At 62.7% G+C, this 16,785-nt stretch carries 14 protein-coding genes; 8 read left to right on the forward strand and 6 right to left on the reverse strand.

Translation table 11 applies throughout. The features are described 5' to 3' along the window. Positions 1–173 precede the first annotated feature (173 nt). On the forward strand, positions 174–1,325 hold the full coding sequence (gene macA / locus ACW9IB_RS27525; protein ID WP_457416398.1) for a macrolide transporter subunit MacA: 1,152 nt from the start codon (positions 174–176) through the stop codon (positions 1,323–1,325). Positions 1,326–1,328: 3 nt separating this feature from the next. Beyond that, positions 1,329–3,287, forward strand: a complete 1,959-nt coding sequence (locus ACW9IB_RS27530) for a MacB family efflux pump subunit (protein WP_457368116.1) — start codon at positions 1,329–1,331, stop codon at positions 3,285–3,287. Positions 3,288–3,459: 172 nt separating this feature from the next. Here the strand turns inward: ACW9IB_RS27530 and ACW9IB_RS27535 are convergent, their stop codons facing one another. After that, positions 3,460–4,131, reverse strand: a complete 672-nt coding sequence (locus ACW9IB_RS27535; protein ID WP_457416401.1) for a helix-turn-helix transcriptional regulator — start codon at positions 4,129–4,131, stop codon at positions 3,460–3,462. A 226-nt stretch (positions 4,132–4,357) separates the two neighbouring features. Further along, positions 4,358–5,602, reverse strand: a complete 1,245-nt coding sequence (locus ACW9IB_RS27540) for a methionine gamma-lyase (protein WP_457416404.1) — start codon at positions 5,600–5,602, stop codon at positions 4,358–4,360. A 123-nt stretch (positions 5,603–5,725) separates the two neighbouring features. On the opposite strand from ACW9IB_RS27540, the gene ACW9IB_RS27545 reads away from it, so the two are divergent. Then, a complete protein-coding gene (locus ACW9IB_RS27545) occupies positions 5,726–6,196 on the forward strand; it encodes an Lrp/AsnC family transcriptional regulator (RefSeq protein ID WP_457416407.1) in 471 nt (156 codons plus the stop codon). 111 nt (positions 6,197–6,307) lie between these two features. Beyond that, the gene (locus ACW9IB_RS27550) at positions 6,308–6,745 is read left to right on the forward strand and encodes a carboxymuconolactone decarboxylase family protein (RefSeq protein WP_457368112.1); all 438 of its coding nucleotides are present in this window, start codon (positions 6,308–6,310) and stop codon (positions 6,743–6,745) included. A gap of 45 nt (positions 6,746–6,790) precedes the next feature. On the opposite strand, the gene ACW9IB_RS27555 is transcribed toward ACW9IB_RS27550, so the two are convergent. Beyond that, entirely contained in the window at positions 6,791–8,944 is a 2,154-nt protein-coding gene (locus ACW9IB_RS27555; protein ID WP_457416410.1) for a TonB-dependent siderophore receptor, read from the reverse strand. Between the two features lie 223 nt (positions 8,945–9,167). Next, on the reverse strand, positions 9,168–10,064 hold the full coding sequence (locus tag ACW9IB_RS27560; protein ID WP_457416412.1) for a helix-turn-helix domain-containing protein: 897 nt from the start codon (positions 10,062–10,064) through the stop codon (positions 9,168–9,170). Positions 10,065–10,202: 138 nt separating this feature from the next. Between ACW9IB_RS27560 and ACW9IB_RS27565 the strand changes: the two genes are divergently transcribed. The 4 genes from ACW9IB_RS27565 to ACW9IB_RS27580 are packed head-to-tail and all read left to right on the forward strand — an operon-like array spanning position 10,203 to position 14,438. Beyond that, on the forward strand, positions 10,203–11,561 hold the full coding sequence (locus tag ACW9IB_RS27565) for a glutamine synthetase family protein (RefSeq protein ID WP_457416415.1): 1,359 nt from the start codon (positions 10,203–10,205) through the stop codon (positions 11,559–11,561). A 24-nt stretch (positions 11,562–11,585) separates the two neighbouring features. Beyond that, on the forward strand, positions 11,586–12,674 hold the full coding sequence (locus ACW9IB_RS27570; RefSeq protein ID WP_457416418.1) for a polyamine ABC transporter substrate-binding protein: 1,089 nt from the start codon (positions 11,586–11,588) through the stop codon (positions 12,672–12,674). Next, positions 12,671–13,966, forward strand: coding sequence for an NAD(P)/FAD-dependent oxidoreductase (locus ACW9IB_RS27575; protein WP_457416421.1), 1,296 nt, complete (start codon positions 12,671–12,673; stop codon positions 13,964–13,966). The genes ACW9IB_RS27570 and ACW9IB_RS27575 overlap by 4 nt, the downstream gene beginning before the upstream one ends. Positions 13,967–14,021: 55 nt before the next feature. Continuing rightward, entirely contained in the window at positions 14,022–14,438 is a 417-nt protein-coding gene (locus ACW9IB_RS27580; protein ID WP_457416424.1) for an SRPBCC family protein, read from the forward strand. Positions 14,439–14,562: 124 nt separating this feature from the next. On the opposite strand, the gene ACW9IB_RS27585 is transcribed toward ACW9IB_RS27580, so the two are convergent. Next, positions 14,563–15,954, reverse strand: a complete 1,392-nt coding sequence (locus ACW9IB_RS27585; protein ID WP_457368105.1) for a sensor histidine kinase — start codon at positions 15,952–15,954, stop codon at positions 14,563–14,565. Continuing rightward, positions 15,932–16,615 (reverse strand): response regulator transcription factor, encoded by a 684-nt coding sequence (locus ACW9IB_RS27590; protein WP_003219726.1) that lies wholly within the window; start codon positions 16,613–16,615, stop codon positions 15,932–15,934. The genes ACW9IB_RS27585 and ACW9IB_RS27590 overlap by 23 nt, the downstream gene beginning before the upstream one ends. Between the last annotated feature and the right edge of the window lie 170 nt (positions 16,616–16,785).

Consider the following 16,785-nt stretch of genomic DNA (forward strand, 5'->3'; position numbering starts at 1 on the left):
CGCGAGCAAGCCCGCTCCCACAATTTGGATCTCCTGTATCAGGCAGATATCAATCCGCTCTGGCTCTGGCTTTTGATCTGAGCCGCTGTAAGAGCGGAACCATAGGTAGCCGTTACCGCAGCAACGGCTATGTACACCATTAAAAACCCCGAGCCACCACCTCACGGTCATTTATGCAAAAGTCAACGTTACGCAAAACAGGATTAGCCCTGGTACTGGCCGTCGCCGCAGCACTGGCCATCTACGCGGTCCAGGCCCCCGCCGACGCCCCCCAATACCTCACCGCCACCGCCGAGCGCGGTGACATCGAAAACGCCGTCCTGGCCACCGGCCTGCTCGAAGGCGTCAAACAGGTCGACGTCGGTGCCCAAGTCTCCGGCCAGCTCAAATCCCTCAAGGTCAAGGTCGGCGACAAGGTCAAGAAAGGCCAATGGCTGGCCGAAATCGACCCCCTGGTCCTGCAGAACACCCTGCGCAAAGCCCAGGTCGATGAAGAAAACCTCCAGGCCCAACGCCGCGCCACGGCCGCGCAACTCAAGCAGGCCCGCTCGGTGTACGAGCGCTACAAGGGCTTGCAGATCGATGAGTCGGTGTCGCGCCAGGACTTCGAGGACGCGGAATCGAACTTCCAGGTGCAGCAGGCCAATCTGCTGTCCCTGGATGCACAGATCAAGAGCGCGCATATCCAGATCGACACCGCCAAGGTCAACCTGGCCTACACCCGCATCGTCGCGCCCATCGACGGCGATGTGGTCGGCATCGTCACCCAGGAAGGCCAGACCGTGATCGCCAACCAACTGGCGCCGGTGCTGCTCAAGCTGGCGGACCTGGACACCATGACCGTCAAGGCCCAGGTGTCGGAGGCCGACGTGATTCACATCAGCCCCGGCCAGCAGGTGTATTTCACCATTCTGGGGGAGGCCGACAAACGCTACTACGCCAAGCTGCGCGGCACCGAACCGGCGCCGCAGAACTTCCTCGAGACCCAGACCGCCGGTACGCCCAAGCAGAACACGGCGGTGTTCTACAACGCGTTGTTCGACGTGCCCAACCCGGACCACCGCCTGCGTATCGCGATGACGGCCCAGGTGCGCATCGTGCTCGACACCGCCCAGGCCGCGTTGATGGTGCCGGTGGCGGCATTGGGGGCGCGCAACAACGACGGCAGCTACCCGGTGCGGGTCCTGGATGCCAAGGGCAAGGCGGTGTCCCGCGAGGTGAAGACCGGTATCAATAACAACGTCAAGGTGCAGATCCTGGAGGGCTTGGTCGAAGGCGACAAGGTGGTGATCGGCGACGCAATGCCCGCTGTGGCGGGGAACTGACGGATGAGCCAGCCACTGTTGGAACTCAAGGGCATCACCCGCAGTTTCATGGCCGGCGAGCGCGAGTTCATTGCGCTCAAGGGCATCGACCTGAGTATTCAGGCCGGGGAAATGGTCGCGATCATCGGGGCGTCGGGGTCGGGCAAGTCGACCCTGATGAATATTCTCGGCGGCCTGGATTACGCCACCGCCGGCAGCTACAAGATCAACGGCATCGAAACCCGGTCACTGGGCGATGAACAGCTGGCCGAGCTGCGCCGCGACTACTTCGGCTTCATCTTCCAGCGTTACCACTTGTTGGCGCACTTGAGCGCGTTGCACAACGTGGAAATGCCGGCGATCTATGCCGGTACACCGGAAAGCGCGCGGCATGGGCGGGCGCGGGAATTGCTGGCACGGCTGGGCCTGGCCGGGCACACCACCCACCGGCCCAGCCAGTTGTCCGGTGGGCAGCAGCAGCGGGTGAGTATCGCCCGCGCCTTGATGAACGGCGGCGAAGTGATCCTCGCCGACGAACCCACCGGCGCCCTCGATACCCACAGCGGCAAGGAAGTCATGCGCATCCTTGCCGAGCTGCACGCCGCCGGGCACACGGTGATTATCGTCACCCACGACCCCAAGGTGGCGGCCAATGCCCAGCGTATCGTCGAGGTGTGCGACGGCGAGATCGTCAGTGACAAGGCCAACGACAGCGTCGGCCTGGAGCTGCCCGGCGAAGCCCCCATCGAGCCCAAGCGCAGCGGCGCCCGTCGTCTGGTGGCCAGCCTGGGGCTGTTCAAGGAAGCGTTCAACATGGCCTGGGTCGCACTGGTGTCCCACCGCATGCGCACCTTGCTGACCATGCTGGGCATTGTGATCGGCATCACGTCGGTGGTGTCGATCTCGGCCATCGGCGAAGGGGCCAAGCGTTATGTGCTCAAGGACATCCAGGCGATTGGCAGCAACACCATCGATATCTTTTCCGGCACCAGTTTTGGCGACAGCCGCGCCTCGGCCATCGAGACCCTGATGCCCTCGGACGTGGACGCGCTGAACCAGCTGTATTACGTCGACAGCGCCACCCCGGTGGTGGGCCGCAACCTGTTGCTGCGCTTTGGCAATATCGACCTGGACGCCCAGGTGAATGGCGTGAGCGACCGTTATTTCAAGGTCAAAGGCTTGAAGATGGAGGCCGGAATCACCTTCAGCGAAAGCGATGCGCGGCGTCAGGCCCAGGTGGTGGTGATCGACCACAACGCGCGCCAGCGCCTGTTCGGCCCGAACGTCGACCCGCTGGGCCAGGTGATCCTGGTGGGCAACCTGCCGTGCACGGTGATCGGGGTGACGGCGGACAACAAGAACATGTTTGCCGCCAGCAAGGCGCTGAACGTGTGGGTGCCTTACGAGACGGCGGCGGGGCGTCTGCTGGGGCAGCGCCATTTGGACAGCATCACCGTGCGGATCAAGGACGGCCAGCCGAGCAAGGTGGTGGAGGACAACGTCAACAAGCTGATGCTGCAACGCCATGGCACCAAGGACTTCTTTACCAACAACCTCGACAGCATCATGCAGACGGTGCAGAAAACCAGCCGCTCCCTGGCGTTGCTGCTGTCGCTGATCGCGGTGATTTCGCTGCTGGTGGGCGGTATCGGGGTGATGAACATCATGTTGGTGTCGGTTACCGAGCGCACCCGTGAAATCGGCATTCGCATGGCGGTGGGGGCACGGCAGTCGGATATCCGCCAGCAGTTTCTGGTGGAGGCGGTGATGGTGTGCCTGATCGGCGGAATGATCGGCATCTCGCTGTCATTCGCCATCGGTTATCTGTTTTCGTTGTTCGTGAAGGAGTGGGAGATGGTGTTTTCCCTGGGCTCGATCATCACGGCGTTTGCCTGTTCGACGATGATCGGCATTGTGTTCGGCTTCGTGCCCGCGCGGAATGCGGCGCGGCTGGATCCGATCGAGGCGCTGGCCCGCGATTGATTGCTTCCGGACACTGGAGAGTCAATGTGGGAGCAGCGATCAATGTGGGAGCGGGCTCGCTCGCGAAAGCGGTGTGTCAGTCACAGATATTTCAGCTGAACCGCCGCATTCGCGAGCAAGCCCGCTCCCACACAAGCCCGCTCCCACATTGATTTTTTAGAGTGGCGTGGCCTTAAAAACGGGTGGTTTCGTCGGTGGAATACATCCAGCGCAGCAATGAATGCCGCCCGCTGATCCCCAGCTTGATCGCCGCGCGTTTGAGGTAGCTTTCAATCGTGTTGACCTTCAACGCCAACTGCTCGGCCAGCTCCGGCGCGGTGCGTCCGGCCAGCAGGCCCACGCACACCTCCAGCTCACGGTTGGACAGGGTCAGGCCCGACTGCACCAGGCGTTCCTCGATGCGCCGGCGCAGGGTGTCGAGGCCCTGGCTTTGCGGGGTTGCCGTATCGTTTTCGCTGCGGCAGGGCTGCAGGGCGGTGATGTGTTTTTCCACCAGGGGCAACAGCATGGTGGAGAAGTCCTGCAGCATGCTGCGCTCCTGCGGCGAGAAGCTTTGCGACTGGTGCGAGCGATACACCGACAGCACATAACGCACATCGTCCTTGCGGCGGGTCAGGTGCAATTGCGCCGCCGGCTGTTCTTCGCCCATGGCCACTACCGAATCGGTGTAGACCGGGCTGATCTTGCGGCGGGTATGGCCCGCGGAACTCACTTGCAGCTGTGTGATGTGCGTGGCGTCCACTGCCAGTTGTGTGAGGATCAGGTCATGCAGCATACGTGGGAAATGGCGACTGCCAGTGCTGGCGATGACCTTGCCTATATGTGGGAACAGGTGTGAGTTCATCAGTTCGTCCATGAATTTCGAGTGCAGGTATTCAACGTTATAACAACGGGATCTATATAAATAATCAGGCTGAATAACCCACAGTGATAACACGTCCCGTCGGCACGTATGCTAGTACAGCCTGGCGGCAGGATGGGGATCCAATTGCTAAAAAAATAGATTAAAACGACATAACGGCGGTCGGACCTGTCCGACCGCCGTGGCGGGAGAGGGGCGTGCTTGAGCGCTATTTCAATGCGTGGGCGGTGCTCGGCGCACGGCGCGGCGCGGTCCGGGTGCATCTGGCCAGGGCTTGCTGCACGTCGGCCAGCAGGTCGGCGACATCCTCCAACCCCACCGACAGCCGCACCAACCCTTCACTGATGCCGTGCGCCGCGCGCTCCTGCGGGGTGTAGCTGGAATGGGTCATGCTCGCCGGGTGCTGGGCCAGGGATTCGGCGTCCCCCAGGCTGACGGCGCGGCTGAACAGTTTGAGCGCGTTCATGAAGCGTCGTCCCGTGTCGATGCCGCCCTTGAGTTCGAAGGCGATCATGCCGCCGGGCAGGCGCATCTGCCGCGTGGCCAATTCATACTGCGCGAAAGAACGCAGCCCCGGGTAGATGACCTGAGCCACGGCCGGGTGCGCCTGCAAGGCCTGCGCCACGGCCAGGGCATTGCTGCAATGGCGGTCCATGCGCAGGGCCAGGGTCTTGAGCCCGCGCATCAACAGGGCCGCATCCTGGGGCGACAGCACCGCGCCGGTCAGGTCCTTGAGCCCTTGCAGGCGAATGCGCTGGGCCAGGGCCTGGCTGGCCACGGCGATGCCGGCGGTGATATCGCCATGGCCGCTCAGGTACTTGGTGGCCGAGTGCACCACCACATCGGCGCCCAGGTCCAGGGGGCGTTGCAGGTAGGGCGTGCAGTAGGTGTTGTCGACCACCACGGTGACACCGGGATGGCGATGGGCCCGTTCGGCCACCGCGGCGATATCCACCAGTTGCAGGTTGGGGTTGGCCGGGGTTTCGAAATACACCAGGCGGGTGGCGGGGGAGAGGGCCTGGTCGAGGGCGTCGAGATCGCTGAGGTCGACATGCCGTACGCGGATGCCAAACTCGCCGAGGCCATGGTGCAACAGGGCGAAGGTGCAACCGTAGAGGGTCTGGCTGACGATCACCTCATCGCCCGGGCGCAGCAGGGTCCAGAACGTCGCGGCAATCGCGCCCATGCCGGAACCGAACGCCACGGCGGCCTCGCCGTTCTCCAGGGTCGCCATGCGGGATTCGAGCAGCGCCAGGGTCGGGTTGGAAATACGCGTATAGAAGTGGCCGGCGGCTTCACCGGCAAAACACGCGGCGCCGTATTCGACGGTAGGGAAAGCAAAGGTGGCCGACAGGTAGATCGGCGGCACGAGAGCGCCGTGGTGGTCCTTGGGGTCGTAGCCGTGGTGGATGGCGCGGGTGGAAAAGCCGAAGGCATGCTGTTTATTGTTCATGTAGGACGCTCCTTATTTCCTACAATGCTATGCTCATAACCGCAGATGAACGTTGCCATATGTGCTGCGAAAATCACCTCGGCGGCATGAAAATCCACAAAAAACAATAAAGAGAGGCAAGCCATGCCCGAGCGGCTGGACCGCACCGACAAAGCCCTGCTGAACGCCCTGCAAGGCAATGCTCGACTGACCGTGGCCGAACTGGCCGAGCGCGTGTCCCTGACCACTTCGCCGTGCTGGCGGCGGGTGCGCAACCTGGAAGAGAGCGGGGTGATCAGCGGGTATCAGGCGATTCTGTCGCCCAAGGCGCTGGGCTACGGGGTGACGGCTTTCGTCAGCATCATGATGGAAAGCCATACCCAGGAGATCGCCCGGGCGTTTGAACAGCGCCTGCTGGAAATCCCCGAGATCGTGGCGTGCCACAACGTATCGGGGCGCTATGACTTCCTGCTCGAGGTGGTGGCCAGGGACCTTGAGTCCTTCGGCGAGTTTGCGCGGGAGGTGTTGCAGACCCTGCCTTGCGTCAAGGAGATCTATTCGAGCTTTTCCTACAAGTCGGTGCGGCCGCTGCGGGTGATTCCGCTGCCGGGCTGAGCCCGAAAAGGGCGCGGATTGGCTACCTGTTCTTCGCCGGAATTGGCTATTTCTCCCGAACGGGCCGGTGACTAACCTAGTCACCAATCCCCACTGTTCTGGAGCACTGCCATGCAAGCCCGTACCGATTTCTACGTTGCCTCCCCGGAAGCCATGAAAGCCATGATGGCCGTTGAGGCCGCCGGCAGTAAGCTGTCCATCGAGCTGCCGCTGCTGGAACTGATCCGCCTGCGCGTGTCGCAGATCAACGGCTGTGCCTTCTGCCTCGACATGCACACCACCGATGCGCGCAAGGGCGGCGAGACCGAGCGTCGTCTGGCGACGCTGTCGGCCTGGCGTGAAACCCCGTTCTTCACCCCGCGTGAGCGCGCTGCGCTGGCCTGGGCCGAAAGCCTGACCCTGATCAGCCAGACCCATGCCCCGGACGAAGACTTCGACACCCTGGCCGCCGAGTTCAGCCCCAAGGAACAAGTGGACCTGAGCCTGGCCATCGCCACCATCAACAGCTGGAACCGCCTGGCGATCGGCTTTCGCAAGATGCCCAAGTAACTTCTGAGGCAAGCCTGCTCACCACAGGGCTCTTCGCTGGAGGCCTTAGAAGTTGACCGAGGCACTCAACCGGGCCGTCAGCGGCGCGCCCTGGAACAGGTAGTCATCGCCCAGGTATTCGCCCACGTCGCGCCAGTAGCGCTTGTCGAACACATTGTCGACGCTCAGGCGGAACACCGTTTCATAGCCGTCCACTTTGGTGGTGTAGCGGCTGCCCACATTGACCACCGCGTAATCGCCCACTTCCACATTGCCGGTGCGGTCGGCGTACTTCCTGGCGCTGTATTGCACACCGCCCAGCACGGCCAACCCGTTCACCCACGGCAACGCGTAATCGGCATACACACTGGCCCGCAGCTTGGGCACGTTGATTGCCTGGTGCCCTTCATCGTCCGGCGTGCCGCTGCCGGTCACCCGCGCGCGGATCGCGGCCACGCTGGTTGCGACCTGCAGGCGGTCGGTGGCCCAGCCATTGGCCGACAGTTCCAGGCCAGTGTTCTTTTGCTCGCCCTGTTGCACGTAGGTGAAGAGGCCTGCGCCGTCTGGCTTGGCGTACTGGTAGGCCTGGCGCGTCTGGAACACGGCGGCGGCGAAGCTGATGCGGCGCCAGTCGTATTTCACCCCGGCTTCGATTTGGCGTGAGGGGGTAGGGGCCAGCGTTTCGCCGCGGTTGGTGGTTGTCCATGGCGCCTGGCCGCCGAGAGACAGGCCTTTGCTGTAGCTGGTGTACAGCGAGATCGTTTCCACCGGCTTGTAGATCAACGCGGCCTGGGGCAGGAACACGTACTGCTGGGTGTGGCGCGTCTGATCGCCCGTGATGCCGTCGTAAGCTTTTTCATCCAGGCGCACTTCGCGACCACCCAGGATAGTCTGCCACTGCTCGTTGAAACGAATGCGGTCAGTGACGAACAGGCCGTACTGGCGGCTGTCGAGGTTGCGCTGGCGGGCGTTCAGCGGTTTGTCGGTGGGTGTAAAGCTCGGTGCGTCCTGGTGGATATTGCCGCTGCCGATGTATTCGTTCACCGATTCGCGCTTATCGACCACCCGGCGAAACGCGCTGGTGCCGAAGGTCAGTTCGTGGCTCAGGCCTGCGGTGTCGAACAGCCCGGTCATGGCGGCCTGCACTTCATCGTCGCGACGGGTGTCGTCGGGGCTGCGGTAGTCGTAGATGTCGTAGTCGCCGGTTGGGCTGAAGGTGGCTGTACCGCAATCCGTCACGTAGAAGCAGCCATAGGCAAACGAACTGTAATCATCGATCACCACCTTGCTGCGCGCCGCGCTGACGCTGCCTTTCCACTGGTCACTGAAACGGTATTCGAACTTGCCGTTGAGGTTCAGGGAGTCGATGCCCACCTGGCGGCCACCGGTCTGGTGCCCGAGCAGTTTTTTCGGGGATGCGTCGTGGGGCACTTCGGTGCCGCCCAGCAATTGATAGCCTGGCACCGAGCGCTGTTGCTTGTTCTGGTATTCGGCATCCAATTGCAGCACGGCGTCGGGGCTGATGTTCCAGTCGAAGGCCAGGGACACGAAATCCCGCTGGCCGTTGGCGTGCTCCACATAGGCATTGAGGTCTTCGTGGGCCACGTTGGCGCGCAGGCCGAATTGCTGTTCGCTGCCAAACCAGCCGCCCACGTCGGTGGCGACGTAACCGCTGCCCCGGTCATCGGTGGACACCGTCACCGAGCGCACGTCTTCCGGGCGCTTGGTCACGTAGTTGATCACGCCGCTGGGTTCGGAAATCCCGCTTTGCAGGCCGGCCAGGCCCTTGAGCACCTCCACTTGCTGCTTGTTTTCCAGGGCGACGTTCTGTTCGCCGGTGATGGTGCGCCCGTTGATCTTGTAGCTGCTCGCCGCGTTCAGCGAGAAGCCGCGCACCACGAAGTTTTCGTAATAGCCGATCGGCGCGTAGCTGTCGCCCACCGAAGCGTCGTTGCGCAGCACTTCGCTGAGCAGGCGGGCCTGCTGGTCCTTGAGCATGGCGTCGTTGATCACGGTGATCGAGGCCGGGGTATCCAGCAGCGGGGCTTCATTGAAACCGCCGACCGAGGCGGTGTCAGTGCGATAGCCGGACGCGTCCTGGCCCTGGACCTTCACGGCGGGCAATTCCAGCTCGGCTGCCAGGCTGTTGCCGATACCGCCGCTGAGCAGCAGGCCGAGGGCTAAACGTGAAGGAACAGCGGGACGAAAACGCAAAACCATGGGGCGGGGCCTTAGAGCGCGGGGCGGGGGGGCGCATAAGCTAGGTGGATCGACGAGGATTTACAAGTTGTTGAGAGTGGTTCTGTTGCGGCGCAGGGCCAAAGGTGGGAGCTGGCTTGCCTGCGATAGGGGCAGGTCGGGCAGTCCACCTGTCACTGACAGAGCGCCATCGCAGGCAAGCCAGCTCCCACAGGGGGCGTGCACTCTCCAGAGTGACTGCCGTTCAGGTGGAGCGCTTGAGGGTTTCGCTGGGCAACTCCTGGAACAACGCCCGGTAACTGTTGGAAAACCGCCCCAAGTGCCAGAACGACCAGTTCATCGCCACCTCGGCCACGGTGGTGTCGGCGTTGCTCAGCAGCTCGCGACGGGCGCCATTCAAGCGGCGCAGGCGCAGCCATTGTGCCGGGCTCATCCCGGTGTAGGTCTTGAAGCCCTGCTGCAACTGGCGCAGCGGCACTCCGGCAATTCGGGCCAGTTCCAGCAGATTGACGGTTTCGTCCGGCACATCCGCCGCCCATTCGCCGATGCGTGCCATCAGCAGGCGTTCTTCACTGCGCCGCTGCAGCGAACTGCGGTCCAGGCACACGCAGGCGTTGTCGAGGATGAACAGGCAATCGTCGAGCAGTTGCTGGGTGAGGGCGTCGCGGCTGACGGGGTCGGTGATGGTTTGCAGGCGGGTGAGGGTGCTGCTGAGCCAGCGGATGAACAGCGCGTTCTGCTGGCCGGTCAGCGGCGCCATGAACAGGCCGTCGAGTTTTGCCACGTCCAGGCCATGGCGCTGCACGAATTGCGGCCCGAACACCACCGCCACTTCACGGTAGTTTTCCGGGGTGATCCAGGTGTTGCGACTTTCGCCGTTGAGCAGGTACAGCGTGTGGTCGCTGTCGTCGAAACAGAACGCCAGCGAGCCGGCGGGTGCATTGAAATGCTGTTCGACGCGGGTGTTCATGCTTTCTTCGTAGACCTCGACCCCTTGCAGGTCGAGGTAGCGGATACGCCCGGCAAAGTGCCCGGGGGACATTTGCTGGTATTGCTGTACCCAACCGGGGGTCGCACTGCATTGAGCGGCCACATCACCAGTGGCGAAGGCCTGTACGCGCAAAGCTGTTGCCTGTGTCATGGGTGATCCGTACGCACTCTATTGGTGCGTTGTGGTCGGTGCAAAGTGGATAGATGCCCTGTGAAGGCTGGCCCAAGATAGACCTCAATGCCCCGGCAGTACAAGCCGGCGCAGCATCCAACCCATGACGAGGTCCCTATGAGCGCCCCCTTCGATCAGCTGTCCGCCTGGCTGAAAGAACACAAGATTACCGAAGTCGAATGCGTGATCAGTGATTTGACGGGTATCGCCCGCGGCAAGATTGCGCCCACCAACAAGTTCCTGCATGAGCGAGGCATGCGCCTGCCGGAAAGTGTGTTGCTGCAAACGGTAACCGGGGACTTTGTCGACGACGACATTTACTACGACCTGCTGGACCCGGCCGACATCGACATGGTCTGCCGTCCGGTGTCCCACGCGACCTACGTGGTGCCCTGGGCCATCGAGCCCACCGCCATCGTGATCCACGACACCTTCGACAAGCAGGGCAACCCCATCGAGCTGTCGCCGCGCAATGTGCTGAAAAAGGTCTTGCAGCTGTACACCGACCAAGGCTGGCAGCCGATTGTCGCGCCGGAAATGGAGTTCTACCTGACCCAGCGCTGCGAAGACCCGGACCTGCCGCTGAAAACCCCGATTGGCCGCTCCGGCCGTGCCGAAACCGGGCGCCAGTCGTTCTCCATCGATGCGGCCAACGAATTCGACCCGTTGTTCGAAGACGTCTATGACTGGTGCGAAGCCCAGGGCCTGGACCTCGACACGCTGATCCACGAAGACGGCCCGGCGCAGATGGAAATCAACTTCCGCCACGGCGATGCCCTCGACCTGGCCGACCAGATCACCGTGTTCAAGCGCACCCTGCGCGAGGCCGCGCTCAAGCACAACGTAGCCGCCACCTTCATGGCCAAGCCGGTGGCCGACGAGCCGGGCAGCGCCATGCACCTGCACCAGAGCGTGGTGGAGATCGCCACCGGCAAACCCGTGTTCGTCGATGCCGACGGCAACAAGAGCCCGCTGTTCCTGCACCATATCGGCGGCTTGCAGAAGTACATCCCCAAGCTGCTGCCGATGTTTGCGCCCAATGTGAACTCGTTCCGCCGGTTTTTGCCGGACACCTCGGCGCCAGTCAACGTCGAGTGGGGCGAAGAAAACCGCACCGTCGGCCTGCGCGTGCCCACTTCCAGCCCTGATGCGATGCGCGTGGAAAACCGCCTGCCGGGTGCCGACGCCAACCCGTACCTGGCCATTGCGGCGAGTCTGCTGTGTGGCTACCTGGGCATGGTCGAGCAGATCGAGCCCAGTGCCCCGGTAGAAGGCCGCGCCTACGAGCGTCGCAACCTGCGCCTGCCGTTCACCCTCGAAGATGCGTTGGCGCGCATGGAGGATTGCGACACGGTCAAGCGCTACCTGGGCGACAAGTTCGTGCGCGGCTACGTCGCGGTGAAACGCGCCGAACACGAGAATTTCAAGCGAGTGATCAGTTCCTGGGAGCGTGAGTTCCTGCTGTTGAGCGTCTAAAAAACCAAAAAAAGGGGTGTCGATATGCGTCTCGTGAAAAAGCTTCTCCCGCTGGCCCTGGTGGCCGCACTCAGCAGCACCAGCGAAGCGGCACAGACTGTGAGCATCTACAACTGGACCGACTATATCGGCGAGACCACCCTGGCCGACTTCCAGGCCAAGACCGGGATCAAGCCGATCTATGACGTGTTCGACTCCAACGAAACCCTGGAGGGCAAGTTGCTCGCGGGGCGCACCGGGTATGACGTGGTGGTGCCGTCCAACCACTTTCTGGCGCGCCAGGTGAAGGCCGGGGCGTTCCTCAAGCTCGACCGTGCGCAGTTGCCCAACTTCAAGAACCTCGACCCCAAGCTGCTGGCGCTGCTGGAGAAAAACGACCCGGGCAACGCACACTCGGTGCCGTACCTGTGGGGCACCAATGGCATCGGCTACAACGTCGACAAGGTCAAGCAGGTGCTGGGCATCGACCATATCGACTCGTGGGCGGTGTTGTTCGAGCCGGAGAACATCAAGAAGCTCAACCAATGCGGCGTGGCCTTCCTCGATTCGGCGGATGAGCTGTTCCCGGCGATCCTCAACTACCTGGGCAAAGACCCGCGCAGCGAGAATGCCGAGGACTATAAGCAAGCCGAGGCCAAGCTGTTGACGCTGCGGCCCTACATCACTTACTTCCACTCTTCCAAGTACATCTCGGACCTGGCCAACGGCGATATCTGCGTGGCCTTCGGTTATTCCGGCGACGTGTTCCAGGCCGCCAACCGCGCCAAGGAAGCCAAGAACGGCGTGAACATCGCCTATTCGATTCCCAAGGAAGGCTCCAACCTGTGGTTCGACCTGCTGGCGATTCCCGCCGATGCGGGCAACCCGAAAGAAGCCCATGCGTTCATCAACTACCTGCTCGACCCCGAAGTGATCGCCAAGGTCAGCGCCTCGGTGGGCTATGCCAACGCGAACCCGGCGGCCAAGGCGTTCATGGACCCGGAACTGGTGAACAACCCCGAGGTGTATCCACCACAGGCCGTACTCGACAAACTCTACATTTCCACCACGCCCACCCCGGCGACCATGCGCCTGATGACCCGCGCGTGGAGCAAAGTGAAGACCAATAAATGATGCAGTCCAGCGACCACGCCCGGTCCTACTACCGGGCCACGGCCAACGCGATGCCGGAGCGTCCGTCACTGGACGCTGACCTGAGCGCCGATGTGTGTGTGATCGGCGGCGGTTTCACCGGCGTCAACACCGCTATCGAATTGGCCCAGCGCGGGCTCTCGGTGGTCCTGCTGGAGGCCCGGCGCATCGGCTGGGGCGCCAGCGGGCGCAATGGCGGGCAATTGATTCGTGGCATCGGCCATGAGGTGTCGGGGTTTGCCAGGTATGTGGGCAAGGAGGGCGTGCGTTACCTGGAGCAGGCCGGGATCGAGTCGGTGGCCCTGGTGGGCGAGCGTATTCGTGAGCACGCCATCGACTGTGACCTGCGCTGGGGCTATTGCGAACTGGCCAATACGCCCGCGCAATTTGCGGCGTTCAAGGGCGAGCAGGCGCACCTGGCGGAACTGGGCTATGCCCATGAAACCCGCCTGGTCGGCCCGCAGGCGTTAGCGCAGGTCGTCGGTTCGACGGTGTATGCCGGTGGCCTGGTGGACATGGGCTCCGGGCATCTGCACCCGCTGAACCTGGTGCTGGGTGAGGCGCAGGTGGCTGAAGCTCTGGGCGTGCGGATCTTCGAGCGCAGCGAAGTGCTGGAACTGCTCCACGGCGACACGGTGCAGGTGCGCTGCGCCGGCGGCACCGTGCGCGCCGCCAGCCTGGTGCTGGCGTGCAACGCGCACCTCGAAGAACTGGAACCGCGCCTGAGCGGCAAGGTACTGCCGGCGGGCAGTTACATCATCGCCACCGAGCCGTTGTCGCCGGCCATGGCCCAGCAATTGATCCCGCAGAACCTGGCGTTGTGCGACCAGAAAGTCGGCCTGGATTATTACCGACTGTCAGCGGACCGGCGCCTGCTGTTCGGCGGTGCGTGCCATTACTCCGGCCGCGATCCGGCGGACATCGCCGCCTACATGCGACCGAAAATGCTCAAGGTATTCCCGCAACTGGCCCATACCGCCATCGAGTTCCAGTGGGGCGGGAAGATCGGCATCACCGCCAACCGCTTTCCCCAGGTGGGGCGATTGCAGCAGTATCCCAACGTGTTCTACGCCCAGGGTTACTCGGGCCACGGCTTGAACGTGACCCACTGGTGCGCGCGCCTGCTGGCCGAGGCGATTGATGCCGGGCATAGCCACGGCCTGGATGTTTTCAGCCAGGTGCCACATATGACGTTTCCCGGCGGCAAGGCCTTGCGCTCGCCGCTGCTGGCATTGGGGATGTTGTGGTATCGGTTGCGGGAGTTGATGCATTGAAGCGCCGGGCGTGGCAGGCTGGGCGACGTTTTCCTACGACTTTTGGAGATTTAACGTGCCAACAGCATCCGCAGTAATTGAAATTCCGGTATCCGCTGACAAAGTCTGGGCATTGGTCGGTGGCTTCAACGACTTGCCCAAGTGGCTGCCGTTGATCGCCAAGAGCGAACCGAGCGAAGGCGGCCGCCTGCGTCACCTGACGACCGCCGACGGTGGTGAGATCGTGGAGCGTTTGCAGACCTTTGATAACGTGGCGCGCACCTACAGCTACACCATTGAAGAATCACCGTTTCCGGTGAGCGCCTATCTGGCGACGTTGCAGGTTGAAGCGCTGACCGATGCGTCGGCGAAAGTGACTTGGTCGGGGGTGTTCACGCCGGTGGACGGTGTGACGGATGCGGCCGTGGAAGAGCTGTTTGCCGGTGTCTACAAAGGTGGGGTTGAGGCGTTGCGGGCCAATTTCCCGGCCTGACTTGACACACAGCACATCCAATGTGGGAGCTGGCTTGCCTGCGATGGCGGTCAGCCAGCTCTAGTTGACTGACACGCCGCCATCGCGGGCAAGCCCGCTCCCACAGGGTTTTGTGGTGACTGGATTACTCGGGCATCAGTTGCTGACGGCATTCCAGTACCAACCGCGCGCCGCCGCGCTCGCTGCTGCCCACCTCCAGCTTGAACCCATGCAGGTTGATGATCGCGGCCACGATCGACAGGCCCAAGCCGAACCCGCCTTGCTGGTCGTTTTCATCCACGCGATAGAAACGCTGGAACACCGCATGCCGTTCCGCCGCCGGTATGCCCGGCCCGGAGTCGTGCACTTCGATGCGTGTACTGCCGGCGTCATTGAGCCCGCGCAAGATCACGATGCCCCCCGGCGGGGTGAACTTGATCGAGTTGCTCAGCAGGTTGGCCAAGGCTTCGAACAGCAGCGCGCGGTCACCGGTGATCCATGGCAGAGACTCCGGCACTTCGAGCACCAGCTGCATTTCACCTTCCTCGGCCAGGGGCAGGTAGAAGTCGTGCAGTTCGCGCAGCAGCGGCAACGGGTCCATCACCAGGAAACCCGAGCGACGCTGGTGGTCTTCCAGTTCCGAAATGCGCAACAGCCCGCGAAAACGCGCCATCAGGGTGTCGGTTTCGGCGATGGCGTCGTCCAGTTTCACCGCGTGGGCCGAGTCTTCCTCGGCCTGTTGCTTGATCCGGTACAACTGCGCGCGCAGGCGCGTCAGCGGGGTGCGCAGGTCGTGGGCGATGTTGTCGCACACACCCTTGACCTCATTCATCAGCTTCTCGATACGGTCGAGCATGGCGTTGACGATGGCCGCGAGCATGTCCAGCTCGTCACGCCGATTGGACAGCGGCAAGCGGTGCGTAAGGTCGCCGGCGACGATGGCTTCGGCACTGGCCTGGATACTGCGAATCCGCCGCAACGGGCGTCGGCGCAGCAGGTGCCAGCCGGCGGCGCCGGGAATGATGGTCAGCGACAGTGCCCACAACAGGGCATGCCAGATGATCCGGGTCACGCCGAACAGCGAACCGTTGGCGCGCACCAGCACCAGCCAGCGACCGTCCTCGGTGTGGGTGGCCACGGCGTCGCAGCTGTCCTTGGGCAGTTTGGGGTCGTTGGACTCCACGCAGTTGGCCAGCGCATGGATCTTGCCGTCCAGGGGCAGGTCCGGCGGCACCGTGCGGATCGGCCCGCTCAACGGCTGGAATTGCTCATCGAACAGGCCGTAGGCGTCCACGCCTTTCATGTCGAAGGTCATGCTGGTGGTCAGGGCTTCCACCAGTTCTTCGCCGTCGAAGCGCTGGAACAGATGCTGGCGCTGCATCAATGAGTGGCGCGACAAGTCACCCAGGTAACCCGACACCTCGTAATACAGCACCCCCATGAGGATGCAGCTCCACGCCACGAACAGCGAACTGTACAGTGCCAGCAAACGGCTGCTGGAAGAACGCCAGCCCTTAGAGGGGTTCAGCAATGACATAGCCGGAGCCTCGTACCGTGCGGATCAGCGGCGTGAGGCCCGGTGGATCGATTTTCTTGCGCAGGCGACCGATGTGCACGTCGATCAGGTTGGTGCCCGGGTCGAAGTGATAACCCCAGACTTCCTCGAAAATCATCATCCGCGAGAGGATTTGCCCGGTGTTGCGCATCAGGAATTCCAGCAGCTTGTATTCGGTGGGCAGCAAGCTCAGTGGCTGCTCGGCGCGGCTGGCTTCGCGGCTGATCAGGTTCAGTTCCAGGTCGGCCACGCGCAGGGCGGTTTCGAATTCCTTGACCGTGCTTTTGCGCCGCAGCAGCACTTCGACGCGGGCGGCCATTTCATCGGAAGCGAACGGCTTGGTCAGGTAGTCGTCACCCCCGGCGCGCAGGCCGCGCACCCGCTCGTCCACATCGGAAAGCGCGCTGATCATCAGAATCGGCGTCGACACGCCGATGGTGCGCAAGGTGGTGACGATGGCCAGGCCATCGAGTTCAGGCAGCATGCGGTCGAGGGTGATCAGATCGTAATCACCACTCACGGCACGGACCAGGCCTTCGCGGCCATTGTCCACCCAATCTACATCCAGTCCATGGCTGCTCAGCTCGGCGACGATCTCGCGGGCCGTTACGGCGTCATCCTCGATGGTCAAAATGCGGGTCATAGGGATTACCTGGTGAGCGATTCACACTAGAAGTGGGGGCATTTTGCCAAGAAATGCCTGAACGCTTCCTAAATAAAACTTCATGTTGGCAAAACCAACACAAATTCATGCAGCACCGCCTGCCCATGTGGGAGCGGGCTTGCTCGCGAAAGCGGCCTGTCAGCCACTGC

It is taken from the genome of Pseudomonas sp. SDO524_S393 (assembly GCF_054071875.1).

Excerpts from the sequence above, each read along its gene's own strand:
- macA (WP_457416398.1), top strand. The coding sequence starts at position 174 with ATGCAAAAGTCAACGTTACGCAAAACAGGATTAGCCCTGGTACTGGCC.
- ACW9IB_RS27530 (WP_457368116.1), top strand. The coding sequence starts at position 1,329 with ATGAGCCAGCCACTGTTGGAACTCAAGGGCATCACCCGCAGTTTCATG.
- ACW9IB_RS27535 (WP_457416401.1), bottom strand. The coding sequence starts at position 4,131 with ATGAACTCACACCTGTTCCCACATATAGGCAAGGTCATCGCCAGCACT.
- ACW9IB_RS27540 (WP_457416404.1), bottom strand. The coding sequence starts at position 5,602 with ATGAACAATAAACAGCATGCCTTCGGCTTTTCCACCCGCGCCATCCAC.
- ACW9IB_RS27545 (WP_457416407.1), top strand. The coding sequence starts at position 5,726 with ATGCCCGAGCGGCTGGACCGCACCGACAAAGCCCTGCTGAACGCCCTG.
- ACW9IB_RS27550 (WP_457368112.1), top strand. The coding sequence starts at position 6,308 with ATGCAAGCCCGTACCGATTTCTACGTTGCCTCCCCGGAAGCCATGAAA.
- ACW9IB_RS27555 (WP_457416410.1), bottom strand. The coding sequence starts at position 8,944 with ATGGTTTTGCGTTTTCGTCCCGCTGTTCCTTCACGTTTAGCCCTCGGC.
- ACW9IB_RS27560 (WP_457416412.1), bottom strand. The coding sequence starts at position 10,064 with ATGACACAGGCAACAGCTTTGCGCGTACAGGCCTTCGCCACTGGTGAT.
- ACW9IB_RS27565 (WP_457416415.1), top strand. The coding sequence starts at position 10,203 with ATGAGCGCCCCCTTCGATCAGCTGTCCGCCTGGCTGAAAGAACACAAG.
- ACW9IB_RS27570 (WP_457416418.1), top strand. The coding sequence starts at position 11,586 with ATGCGTCTCGTGAAAAAGCTTCTCCCGCTGGCCCTGGTGGCCGCACTC.
- ACW9IB_RS27575 (WP_457416421.1), top strand. The coding sequence starts at position 12,671 with ATGATGCAGTCCAGCGACCACGCCCGGTCCTACTACCGGGCCACGGCC.
- ACW9IB_RS27585 (WP_457368105.1), bottom strand. The coding sequence starts at position 15,954 with ATGTCATTGCTGAACCCCTCTAAGGGCTGGCGTTCTTCCAGCAGCCGT.
- ACW9IB_RS27590 (WP_003219726.1), bottom strand. The coding sequence starts at position 16,615 with ATGACCCGCATTTTGACCATCGAGGATGACGCCGTAACGGCCCGCGAG.